Raw genomic sequence first — 9,075 nt, 5'->3', positions numbered from 1 at the left:
AGGGCCAAGGCGCTGGGGGTCCCCCCACCGCCGAAGGCGTAGGGGGCGGAACTGCGCGAACGGCCACGGGCGGTCCGCGGACCGCCGACAACATCGGGTCGCCGGGCGTGACTCGGGTCTTGGGGCGGTGCCCTGGAGGGCCAAGGCGCTGGGGGTCCCCCCACCGCCGAAGGCGTAGGGGGCGGAACTGCGCGAACGGCCACGGGCGGTCCGCGGACCGCCGACAACATCAGGCCGCCGGGCGGGACCCGGGTCTTGGGACGGTGGCCGTCCCGGAAAGCAAGAGACGGCCGTCCCCGGGAGGGATTCCCGGGGACGGCCGTCCGGCCACCACCCACAGAGAGACGATCGCGGCTGACACGGGGGCCACGACCCCTCAGGCGGCGCCGCTCATGGGCACGCGCCGGTCATGAGGACGCGCCGGTCATGGACGCGCCCGCGCCCGTCACCAGGTGATCCGCAGCGCCGCAGGCCCGCGGACGATGACGCCGAACTTCCACTCCACCGCCTCCGGGCCGCCGTCGAGGCGGATCTCCGGCAGTCGGGTGAGCAGGGCCGTGAGGGACTCCTGGAGCTCCATCCGGGCGAGCTGGGCGCCGATGCAGTGGTGCGGGCCGTGGCCGAAGGTGACATGGGGGTTGTGGGCGCGGGCCAGGTCGATGGTCTCCGGGTCGTCGAAGACGTCCGGGTCCCGGTTCGCGGCGTGCAGCGCCGCGAGTACCGGTTCGCCGGTACGGACCAGGGTGTCGCCGACCCAGACGTCCTCCAGGGCGTACCTGGCGAACATCGCGGCCGTGTTGATGGGCACGTACCGCAGCAGCTCCTCGACGGCCGTCGGCATCAGATCCGGTTCGGCCCGGAGCCGCTCCATCAGGCCGGGCCGGGTGAGCAGGGTGTACACGAAGCTCGGCAGCGCCGCCGCGACGGTCTCGACGCCGCCCGTGAGCAGCCCCGCGCCCGCCAGCACGATCAGTTCGTTGTCGGTGAGCTTGTCGCCGTTGTCGCGGGCGAAGACCAGTGCGCCCAGCAGGTCGTCGGTGGGTTCCTTGCGCCGTTCGGCGACGAGGGCGGCCATGTAGTCGTCGAGTTCGCCGCCGATGTCGAAGAGGACGTCGGCCTTGGCGGTCTCGTCGTTGGTGACGCCTTCCGTCCAGACGCGGAAGACATGGCGGTCCTCGAACGGGACGCCGAGCAGATCGCAGATGACATTGACCGGCAGCAGCCGGGCGAAGTCCTCGACGATATCGGCGGGTTCGCCTTTGTCGTGTTTGGCGATCAGCCCGTCGACGAGGCTTTCCGCGAGGCCCCGGACGCCGTCCCGCATCTGGTTCATCCGGCGGGCGGTGAACGCCTTGCCGACGAGCCTGCGGAGCCGGGTGTGGTCCGGCGGGTCCATGCCCATGATGCCGTCGCCGGTGGACTGGCGGCGCAGCCGTGGCTGGTCGAGGCCCTGGGCGATCTCCCGGCTGAACCGGGGGTCGGTCATCACGAGTTTGACGTCGGCGTGCCGGACGGCGAGCCAGGAGGGTTCCCCGTACGGCAGCCGGACCCGGCTCATGGGCTCCTCGCGCTGGAGCCGCTCGTACAGCGGCGAGACCCCGATGTCGGCCATCTCGAACGGATAGTCGCGCACCGTCGGTGGCACGGTCATACGAGTCCTCCTCGGTGAAGGGGCCGTCCAGCCGTCCGGCGAAGAATCGGCGAGTGATCGACGGAAGAGTCGGTGGGACGCCGCGCCGGGCCCCGCGCGCCGGGCATCGGAGGGCGCGCGGGGCACCGGACGCCGGCGCGACGAACGCCGACGCCCGGCGGGCGGCCCGGAGGCCGCACCCGGCGGGCGATCCGTTACGGCAACCTAGCTGCCGCCTTCCGCCCCCGACACCCCTAACCGACCGCGCCGCCGCCCGGCCCGTACTTCTCCCGGGCCAGGGCCGTCAGCCGGAGCCGGTCCGTCTTGCGGTTGGGGTTGAGCGGGAAGGCGTCGAGGTGGCGGAAGTGCCGGGGCAGTACCCCGTCCGGGACGATTTCCCGGAGCTGCCGGACCAGTTCGCTTGGTTCGACGGGGGTGCCGGTGTAGAAGGCGACGAGTTCGGTGCCGCCCGGGGTGTCGACGCCGACGACGACCGCGTCGTCGGCGCCGCAGGCCCGTACCGCGTGCTCCACCTCGGCGGGTTCGACCCGCCAGCCGTGTACCTGGAGCTGCGAGTCCAGCCGGCCGACGTAGACCAGGCCGCCGCCGGGCGTCCGGCGGATCCGGTCCCCGGTGCGGTACCAGCGGCGGCCGTCGCGTGCCACGAACCGGCCGGGTTCGTCGGCCGGGTCGAGATAGCCGGCCGCCAGCTGGGGGCCGGTGATCCACAGCTCGCCCTCCGCGCCGTCCCCGTCGGCGGGCGCGCCGTCGGGGCCGAGCAGCAGATGATCGTGGCCTTCGTTGATCCCGCCGATGGGGGAGAGGCCGTTGACGGCGGCCCGGGGGGACTCCTCGTCGTCCCAGCGGTGCGCCGCGACGGTGATCGTCAGTTCGGTGGGGCCGTACAGGTTCTCCAGCGTCGCGCCGGGCGCGGCCCGCCGCCAGTCCAGGGCGTCACGGCACTTGAGGGCCTCACCGGCGAAGAGGCTCCAGCGCAGACCGGGCATCCGGGGCCCGCCGTCCGGCCCTTCGGCGGCTTCGAGTCCGCCGAGCCGCCGGGTCAGATCGATGACGCTGGGCGTGGAGAACCAGACGGTGACGCCCTGTGCGTTGATGAAGCCCGGCAGGTCGCGGTAGGCGGGCGGCGGTACGGGTACCACGGTGGCCCCCGCGCCCCAGGCGCAGAACAGGTCGAAGACGGCACAGTCGAAGTTGAGGTCGAACGCCTGCGAGAAGACGTCGGAGGGGCCGAAGTCGTAGCGGCGCTCCATCAGGCCGAAGTAGTGCTCGGTGGCGCCATGGGTGATCACCACACCCTTGGGGCGGCCGGTGGAGCCCGAGGTGAAGAGCAGATACGCCGGATCGCCGGGCTTGCACCGCACCGGCTCCGTCAGGGCCGGTCCGGGACGCGGTACGAGCCGTACGACCCCGGCGGGCAGCCCGCCGCCGGGCACGTCGGCCGCGTCGGCGGAGTCGGGCGCCAGTACGGGGATGTCCCCGGCGCCCGCCAGGACGTCGGCCAGTACGGACAGCCCGGCCCCGTCCACGATGACGGCGTCCGCGCCGGACGCCCGCAGGATCTCCCGGGTCCTGGCCGCCGGGAAGTCGGGCCGCAGCGGCACCACGGCCGCCCCCGCGTACAGGGTGGCCAGGATCCCCGCGTAGCCGGTGGCACTCTTGCCCGCCAGGACGCCCACGGACCGGGCGCCCGCGGCGGTCAGCGCGCCCGCCCAGCGCAGGGCCGTCCGGTGCAGTCGCCGGTAGGAGACGCTCTCCGTGCCGATCCTCACCGCGGCGCCGTCGGGCGCCGTCGACAGCCCGCGCAGGAACCGGGCGTGCAGCCCGTGATCCATGGTGCCGTCCATGCTGGTCCTCCATGGGAATAGGGGGTGCGGGCCGTCGAGAAAGTTCGAATCGACAAGTAGGCTCGGGCCTCGACCTTCGGCTTCCCAAGCCGTTCTGACAACCCTTAATTCCCGGTAACACCGAAGGGGTGGCACCTATGTGGGACGACCGGTTCGAGGAAGTGCTCAGGCGTTTCCTGCCGTACCTGGCGGAAGGCCAGGAAGTACGCGAGAACATCCGGCTGCGCGATGTCGGCCTGGACTCGATCGCGATGGTCGAGCTGCTTTCCGTACTGGAGAAGGAGTACGACGTCCGGCTGGACGACGACGCGCTGCGCCCCGAGACCTTCGAGACCCCCGGCACCCTGTGGGACGCGCTGGCCGCGGCCCGCGTCTGACCCGCCTCCCGGGCCCGCGCGCCCCGGGCCGCGCCCGCCGCCCGCCCCGCCCGCGGACCCCGGAACGGTCGGCTAGGGGTTGAAGGACGGGCCGTGACCGGCCCTAGGATGCGGGCCGTCGGGGTTTTCCCGGATTCCCGGATTCCCGGATTCCTTGGTTCCACGGTTCCTCGATTCCTTGATTCGACGGGGGCCGCGGTGTTCCGGCCGGGCCGGATATCCGGGTCCGGGCCGTATCAGTCGTATCGGCCGTGCGGATCCGGGCGATTCACCCGTCGCCGTACCGCCTCTTCGCTGCACGCGTCCGCCGTATTCCAGATAAAGATCCAGATCCATATCGCGTCTCCGTATCGCGGGTACGGAAATTCACGTTCCGTGTTCCACGGGATGTGTACGGGCCTCTTGCCGGCCCGCCCGGCCGCCCGCCCGGTCACGCGTTCACCGTTGTCCGCCGCCCGCGCCCGACCGCCGTCGTCCGACCGGCGCCCGCCCCCTGTGTCCCGGCGGCGTCCGAGGGGCGGTCCGGCGCGCCACCGTCGCGTTCCCGGCGCCCACCCAGCCGCCGGGCCCGTACGGTCCACGTACAGAACAGGTGATTCCGTCTTGGCCGCAGCACGTTCCGCAGAGAGCATCTACCAGGAGAACTTCGCGGAGATCTACGACGACGTCTACCGCGGGCACCGCGACTACCAGCGGGAGACGGAGCGTTTACGGCAACTGGTGCACGAGCGCCACCCCGCCGCCCGCACCCTCCTGGACGTGGCCTGCGGCACCGGGGAGCATCTGGTCCATCTGGGCCGGGTCTTCGACGTCGAGGGGCTCGACCTCGCCGAACCCATGCTGCGGGTGGCCGCCGCGAAACTCGGCGGCGTCCCCGTCCACCAGGGCGATATGCGGAAGTTCGACCTCGGCCGCAGCTTCGACGCCGTCAGCTGTCTCTTCAGCTCCATCGGCTATCTCGGCGGTACCGACGACCTCGACGCGGCCGTCGGCGCCATGGCCGCCCATCTGACCCCCGGCGGGGTGCTGGTGATCGAGCCGTGGATCCTGCGCGAGCGGTGGAACGGCGGCGACCTCGTCCAGGCGCAGTTCAGCGGCGACCGGGCCACGGTCTCCCGGATGGGGCGCTGGTACACCAGCGGCGACCGCAGCCAGGTCGAGATGCACTATCTGGTCGCCGGTCCCGACGGGACCGTCCGGCACTTCGTCAACCAGCAGGACCTCGCGCTGTTCTCCCGCGACGAGTACGAGGCGGCCTTCGTCGCGAGCGGCTGCACGGTGGAGTACCTGGCCGACGGATACGCCGACCGGGGCGTCTTCGTCGGCGTCCGCACGTCCTGACCTGGGGCGTGTTTCGAAAGTCCCGCCTGGCCCACGACGCCCGGCACGCACACTCGCCGCGTTGTCGGGATTCCCGAGTACGTCCAGTACGAGGCAACCCCTCCGCCTTGCGACTGCACGCACCGGACGCCGTGGGCCCCGCCCTTCGGGCGGACGGCGCTACTTTCGAAACACGCCCCAGGCCCCGTCCGCTCCGGCGGACGGGGCCTGCATATCCGACCGGCCGCCCGCTCCCGATGAATCGGTGGACGCCATGAAAGCCCTCGTACTGTCCGGAGGATCGGGGACGCGACTGCGGCCGATCACCCACACCTCGGCCAAGCAGCTCGTGCCCGTGGCCAACAAACCCGTCCTCTTCTACGGGCTGGAATCGCTGGCCGCCGCGGGCGTCACCGACGTCGGGATCGTCGTCGGCCACACCGCGCCCGAGATCGAGGAGGCCGTCGGCGACGGCTCCGCCTTCGGCCTCAACGTCAGCTACATCGCCCAGGAGGAGCCGCTGGGCCTCGCCCACGCCGTACTGATCTCCCGGGACTTCCTCGGCGACGACGACTTCGTGATGTACCTGGGCGACAACTTCATCGTCGGCGGCATCACCGGCCTGGTCGAGGACTTCCGCCGGGACCGGCCCGACGCCACGATCCTGCTCACCCGGGTCTCCGACCCCCGCCAGTTCGGGGTCGCCGTCCTCGGCGACGACGGCACGGTGGCCGCCCTGGAGGAGAAGCCGGAGCACCCCAAGAGCGATCTGGCGCTGGTCGGCGTCTATCTCTTCTCGTCCGCCGTGCACGAGGCCGTACGGGCCGTGAAACCGTCCTGGCGGGGCGAGCTGGAGATCACCGACGCCATCCAGTACCTCATCGACGACGACGCCCGGGTCCACTCCGAGATCATCGACGGCTACTGGAAGGACACCGGCAACGTCGACGACATGCTGGAGGTCAACCGGACCATCCTCGAAGGGGTGGAGCCCAGGATCGACGGCGAGGTGGACGACGCCTCCCGGATCATCGGCCGGGTCGTGGTCGAGGCGGGTGCCAGGGTCACCGGATCCCGGATCGTCGGCCCCGCCCTCATCGGCGCGGGCACCGAAGTCACCGACTCGTACATCGGCCCCTACACCGCCGTGGCGGAGAACTGCCGCATCCTCGACAGCGAACTGGAGTTCTCCATCATGCTCCGCGACTCGTCCCTCACCGGCGTCCGCCGGATCGAGGCGTCCCTGATCGGGCGGCACGTCCACGGCGCGTCCAGGCCCCGGGTGCCCAACGCGCACCGGCTGGTCCTCGGCGACCACTCCACCTTCGAGATCAGCTCATGACCGAGCGGATCCTCGTCACCGGCGCCGCCGGATTCATCGGCTCCGCCTACGTCCGGGCCCTGCTGGGCCCCGAAGGCCCCCGGGGCGACGGCACCGGCCCGCATGTCGTCGCCCTCGACCTGCTGACCTACGCCGGCCGCCGCGACAACCTCGACCTCGGCGACCGCAGGCTGACCTTCGTCCACGGCGACATCCTCGACACCAAACTCGTCGGCGAGCTCGTCGCGAGTGTCGACCAGATCGTGCACTTCGCCGCCGAATCCCATGTCGACCGCTCCATCGAGGACGGCGGTGCCTTCGTCCGTACCAACGTCCTGGGCACCCAGACTCTCCTCGACGCGGCCCTGCGGCACGGCGTCGACCGCTTTGTCCACATCTCCACCGACGAGGTCTACGGCTCCATCCCCGTCGGCTCCTGGCCGGAGACCCACCCGCTGAGCCCCAACTCGCCCTACTCCGCCTCCAAGGCGGGCTCCGACCTGCTCGCCCTGGCCTACCACCGCACCCACGGCCTCGACGTCCGGGTCACCCGCTGCTCCAACAACTACGGCCCGCGCCAGCACCCCGAGAAGCTGATCCCGCGATTCATCACCACCCTCGCCGACGGCGGCAACGTCCCCCTCTACGGCACCGGTGACAACATCCGCGACTGGCTCCACGTCGACGACCACTGCGCCGCGATCGAGCGGGTACGCAACCACGGCCGGGCCGGGCGCGTCTACAACATCGGCGGCGGCACCGAGCTGACCAACAAGGAGCTGACCGGGCTGCTGCTGGAGGCGTGCGGCGCCGACTGGGACCGGGTCGAGTACGTCACCGACCGCAAGGGCCACGACGCCCGCTACTCCGTCGACTGGACCCGGGCCCGCGACGAACTGGGCTACCGCCCCCGCCGCGACTTCGGCCGGGGACTCGCCGAGGTCGTCGACTGGTACCGGGAGAACCGCGCGTGGTGGGAGCGACTGGTGTGAACCCCGGGACCGCGCCCTTACCGGCCGGACGCCGTACGGCCCGTCCGGCCCGGGAGGCCGTACGGGACACCTCCGCACCGGCCCCGTACCGCACCGGCCACCAGCCCCCGGCCCACGACGCCGAGTCCCGTCCGGCCCGGCCCGCACGTCCGGCGCCGGACGTGCCCGGCGCGCCCGCCCCGGCCGGGAGGCCGTACGGGACACCCTCGCACCGGTACCGGGACACCCATCCCCAGGAGATCCGCATATGAACTCCCCGCTCGCGCCCGAAACGCCCGACGACTCGCTCCTGAGCGGTCTGCGCAGCCCCGCCAACGGCGCCCCGCTGCACCCGGCCGGACCCGGACTGCTCACCGACGGCGACACCCTCTGGCCCTGCCTCGACGGCATCCCCTATCTGCGGCTGGGCCGGGACGAGCTGCGTACCGCCGCCGTCGACACGATCCGGGCCGGTGATCCGCTACGCGCCCTCGCCCTGCTGCTCGCGGACCGCAAGGACTCCTCCGTGCCCGCCGCCGACCCGGCCGCGTCCCGTGCCGCCGTCGACGCCGTCATCCGGGGCGAGGCCACCGCAGCCCAGGTCATGACGGCGTTCGGCTACGGCGGCCTCGGCACCTACTTCCTGCACCGCTGGTGCCTGCCGACCTATCTGAGCGGCCAGGCCCTGCTGGAGGCGCACGCCCCACGCGGCGGAACCCTGCTGGAAGTCGGCTGCGGCGCCGGCCATCTGCTCCGCGGCTGGCTCGCCAGATCAGGCCCCGCCTACGGCTGCGACCTGGTCTTCTCCCATCTGTGGCTGGCCCGGCGGTTCACCGCCCCCGGCGCCCGGCTGGTCTGCTTCGACGCCGCCGGGCCCTTCCCCTTCGCCACCGGATCCGCCGACGTCTGCCTCGCCCACGACAGCTTCCACTACTTCCCCGACAAGCCCCACGCCTTCCGCGAACTGCGGCGCATCGCCCGCGACGAACGCGTCCTCCTCGGCCATATCCACAACGCCGACGCCCCCAACTACGCGCCCGGCACCCCGCTCTCCGTCGAGGCGTACGCGGCCCTGCTCAGCCCCACCGCCGGATACGACGACGCCGCCCTCACCCGGGCCGCCCTCGACGGCGTCCCCGCCGAGCCCGTACCGTCCGAGAAGCTCTCCGCCACCCCGGCCCTGGCCTTCGTCCACGGCCCGCCGGCCGCACCCGCCGAACCCGGCTGGCTCACCGCGCCCCGCCCCGGTGTCCCGCTCCGGGTGAACCCGCTGCTCGGCCCGGACGGACCCCGCTGGCCCACCGAACAGTTCGCCCGCGAGTTCGCCGAGGACTGGCCCTATCTGCGCCGGCTCACCCCGCCGCCCGCCGGTACGGCCGAAGCCGTCGCCGACACCGGCTGGGACGGTACCGACCCGGACGTCGAACGGCTCGTACGCCGACGGGTCCTGCTGGAACTTCCGGAGCGCTGGTCCTGAGGGCCGGGCGGTGCCGGGCCTACGCGGCCACCCTCGCCGCCCGCGCGCAGACCGGGCAGACCTTCCTCTTCGACACCCAGGGTGTCGCCCACGGTCGGCGCGAGATCTGGGTCG

General features: G+C 72.3%; 7 protein-coding genes. 5 read left to right on the top strand and 2 right to left on the bottom strand.

What is annotated here, in order from left to right:
* Positions 1-445: 445 nt before the first annotated feature.
* Together AB0G74_RS33840 and AB0G74_RS33835 are read right to left on the bottom strand one after the other, a co-directional pair.
* Positions 446-1,651, bottom strand: coding sequence for a cytochrome P450 (locus AB0G74_RS33840; protein ID WP_361154426.1), 1,206 nt, complete (start codon positions 1,649-1,651; stop codon positions 446-448).
* Between the two features lie 233 nt (positions 1,652-1,884).
* Positions 1,885-3,495 carry an AMP-binding protein gene (locus AB0G74_RS33835; protein ID WP_361154423.1) on the bottom strand — a complete coding sequence of 537 codons (1,611 nt, stop codon included), beginning with the start codon at positions 3,493-3,495 and terminating at the stop codon, positions 1,885-1,887.
* 137 nt (positions 3,496-3,632) lie between these two features.
* On the opposite strand from AB0G74_RS33835, the gene AB0G74_RS33830 reads away from it, so the two are divergent.
* The 5 genes from AB0G74_RS33830 (at position 3,633) to AB0G74_RS33810 (ending at position 8,961) form a co-directional block, all read left to right on the top strand.
* The gene (locus tag AB0G74_RS33830; RefSeq protein WP_361154432.1) at positions 3,633-3,872 is read left to right on the top strand and encodes an acyl carrier protein; all 240 of its coding nucleotides are present in this window, start codon (positions 3,633-3,635) and stop codon (positions 3,870-3,872) included.
* A 603-nt stretch (positions 3,873-4,475) separates the two neighbouring features.
* The gene (locus AB0G74_RS33825) at positions 4,476-5,213 is read left to right on the top strand and encodes a class I SAM-dependent methyltransferase (protein WP_361154421.1); all 738 of its coding nucleotides are present in this window, start codon (positions 4,476-4,478) and stop codon (positions 5,211-5,213) included.
* Between the two features lie 253 nt (positions 5,214-5,466).
* A complete protein-coding gene (locus AB0G74_RS33820; RefSeq protein ID WP_361154429.1) occupies positions 5,467-6,534 on the top strand; it encodes a glucose-1-phosphate thymidylyltransferase in 1,068 nt (355 codons plus the stop codon).
* Positions 6,531-7,505: a dTDP-glucose 4,6-dehydratase gene (rfbB, locus tag AB0G74_RS33815; RefSeq protein WP_361154418.1), complete on the top strand. Its 975-nt coding sequence runs from the start codon at positions 6,531-6,533 to the stop codon at positions 7,503-7,505. The genes AB0G74_RS33820 and rfbB overlap by 4 nt, the downstream gene beginning before the upstream one ends.
* Positions 7,506-7,752: 247 nt before the next feature.
* Positions 7,753-8,961, top strand: a complete 1,209-nt coding sequence (locus AB0G74_RS33810) for a methyltransferase domain-containing protein (RefSeq protein ID WP_361154415.1) — start codon at positions 7,753-7,755, stop codon at positions 8,959-8,961.
* Positions 8,962-9,075 lie beyond the last annotated feature (114 nt).

Origin of the sequence: Streptomyces sp. NPDC020875, from assembly GCF_040641415.1 — a bacterium.
GTDB lineage: Bacteria > Actinomycetota > Actinomycetes > Streptomycetales > Streptomycetaceae > Streptomyces.
Note: the sequence above shows the minus strand (reverse complement) of the source record. Positions and strands in the feature narration are given on the sequence as shown.